This is a genomic window from Mycobacterium sp. (genome assembly GCF_044370595.1).
Taxonomy (GTDB): domain Bacteria; phylum Actinomycetota; class Actinomycetes; order Mycobacteriales; family Mycobacteriaceae; genus Mycobacterium.
In genome coordinates this window covers 1-2,740 of the sequence record NZ_JBILVF010000260.1, presented here as the reverse complement: position 1 = coordinate 2,740, position 2,740 = coordinate 1, and the positions used below count along the sequence as shown (strand labels likewise).

Sequence of the window (2,740 nt, the reverse complement as noted above, 5' to 3'; positions counted from 1 at the left end):
GACCATCTACGAGACGGCCCGGGGGTTGGAGGGGCTGGTCCGAAACGCCGGTGTGCACGCCTGCGCGGTGGTCATGAGCTCCGAGCCGCTCATCGAGGCGATTCCGCTGTGGAAGCGGCCCCAGGACGGGGCGATCATCACCGGCTGGGACTACCCGTCGTGCGAGGCCATCGGCCTGCTGAAGATGGACTTCCTGGGTCTGCGCAACCTGACCATCATCGGCGACTGCATCGAGAACATCAGAGCCAACCGGGGCGTCGACCTGGACCTGGACTCCCTGCCGCTCGACGATCCCAAGGCCTACGAACTGCTCGGCCGCGGCGACACCCTCGGGGTTTTCCAACTCGACGGCGGCCCGATGCGCGACCTGCTCCGGCGGATGCAGCCCACCGAATTCAACGACATCGTCGCGGTGCTGGCGTTGTACCGGCCAGGCCCGATGGGGATGAACGCCCACAACGACTACGCCGACCGCAAAAACGACCGCCAACCCATCAAGCCGATTCACCCGGAACTGGAAGAGCCGCTCAAGGACATCCTCGCCGAGACCTACGGTCTGATCGTCTACCAAGAGCAGATCATGTTCATCGCGCAGAAGGTCGCCTCCTACACCATGGGCAAGGCCGATGCCCTGCGAAAAGCCATGGGCAAGAAGAAACTTGAGGTCCTCGAAGCCGAGTACAAGGGTTTCTACGAGGGCATGACCGCCAACGGCTTCTCCGAGCGGGCGGTCAAGGCGCTGTGGGACACCATCCTGCCGTTCGCCGGCTATGCGTTCAACAAGTCCCACGCCGCCGGGTACGGACTGGTGTCCTACTGGACCGCCTATCTGAAGGCGAACTATCCGGCCGAGTACATGGCCGGTCTGCTCACCTCGGTCGGCGACGATAAAGACAAGGCCGCGGTGTACCTGGCGGACTGCCGCCGTCTGGGGATCACGGTGCTGGCTCCCGACGTCAACGAGTCGGTGCAGAACTTCACCTCGGTCGGCGACGACATCCGATTCGGCCTTGGCGCGATCCGCAACGTCGGCGCCAACGTCGTCAGTTCGGTGGTCACCACGCGCACCGATAAAGGCAAGTTCACCGACTTCTCCGACTACCTCAACAAGATCGACGTCGGTGCCTGCAACAAAAAGGTGGCCGAGTCGCTGATCAAAGCGGGGGCCTTCGATTCCCTCGGCCATCCCCGTAAGGGCCTGTTCCTGGTGCACAGCGACGCCGTGGAGTCGGTGCTGGGCACCAAGAAGGCTGAGGCGATGGGTCAGTTCGATCTTTTCGGAGGCGCCGGCGGCGACGGCACCGACACCGGCGATTCCGTGTTCACCATCAAAGTGCCCAATGAGGAGTGGGACGACAAACACAAGCTGGCCCTCGAACGCGAAATGCTCGGACTCTACGTGTCCGGACACCCGCTCAACGGGGTCGTGCATCTGCTGACGGCCCAGGTCGACACCGCCATCCCGGCGATTCTGGACGGCGATATCGCCAACGACACTCAGGTACGGGTCGGGGGAATCCTCGCGTCGGTGAACCGGCGCGTCAATAAGAGTGGAATGCCCTGGGCATCAGCGCAGTTGGAAGACCTGACCGGCGGCATTGAGGTGATGTTCTTCCCGCAGACCTACTCGCTGTTCGGGGCGGAGATCGCCGACGACGCGGTGGTCCTGGTGGGTGGCAAGGTCCGCATCCAGGACGACCGGATTTCGCTGATCGCCAATGACCTTGTGGTTCCTGACTTCTCGAACGCTCAGCCGGACCGGCCGCTGGCGGTAAGCCTGCCGACCCGCCAGTGCACATTGGACAAGGTGACCGCTCTCAAACAGGTGCTGTCCCGCCACCCCGGCACCTCGCAGGTGCATCTACGGTTGATCAGTGGTGACCGGATCACCACCTTGGAGTTGGATCAGTCGCTGCGGGTGACGCCCTCATCGGCGCTCATGGGTGACCTCAAGGCGCTGTTGGGCCCGGGCTGCCTGGGCGGCTGACCTTCAACGGTTCAGCGGCTCGCTCGTGCGCGCACCAGGGTGAGACGCCGCGTCATCTCCTCACTCGCCCAGCCGAGTCGATGGATCCACTCCAGGCGTGGGAGCGCCGCCGGCCCTGTGTAGTAGGAGGAAAACGACGCGTGGGTCTCGAATGCCTCCAGCGCCGCTGCCAGCATCCAGTCGCGAAAACGTCCGTCCGTGGAAAGGCCGTCGAATCGTTCGCAGGCCGGCAGAAAAGGGCCGCCGGGTGCAAGATCGGTGGCCCGCTCGATCGAATTGGAGAGGGCCTGCAACGCGTGGACCGCGAGGGCTCTGGAGCCGTGCTCCTGGGCCACCCTGGCCAGGGTGGACAGCCTGGTAGGCGACGGCTCGGACTCATCTGCGCTGATCAGCAGGACAAGGGCTCGCTGCAACGCCGCCAACCGGACCGCCGCCGGCCGTGAACGGTCCCGACTGCATGCATGTAGAGCAAGGGCCTGCGACATCACCTCGGCCGCCGTTCCGGATCGTGCCGAGGCGGCAAGTCGGTTATCGGCGGCAAAAGGCCGGTCGGCGTATGCCCGGCCCGACGGCCTCCACCTCCCCGCGCCGGACTAGGTAACCCTGCGCCGCCAACTCGTCGGCCCGGTCGAGTTTCCTGATGGCACACCGTCACGCGCAAGCGAATTCAGTTCCGAGTTGGCATTGAGAGCCAGGCGCGCCTTTCCCGGGGCGCTGGACACCGCCCGTTGGTCGACTACGAGTTGCGCAAAT

Annotated in this window: 2 protein-coding genes; one reads left to right on the top strand and one right to left on the bottom strand. The window is 64.6% G+C overall.

Going from position 1 to position 2,740, the window contains the following annotated elements:
* The coding region (gene dnaE / locus ADBZ5N_RS18570) for a DNA polymerase III subunit alpha (protein WP_526260026.1) at nt 1-1,987 on the top strand (1,987 nt) is incomplete at its 5' end.
* 11 nt (nt 1,988-1,998) lie between these two features.
* On the opposite strand, the gene ADBZ5N_RS18565 is transcribed toward dnaE, so the two are convergent.
* A complete protein-coding gene (locus ADBZ5N_RS18565; protein ID WP_526260024.1) occupies nt 1,999-2,322 on the bottom strand; it encodes a hypothetical protein in 324 nt (107 codons plus the stop codon).
* Between the last annotated feature and the right edge of the window lie 418 nt (nt 2,323-2,740).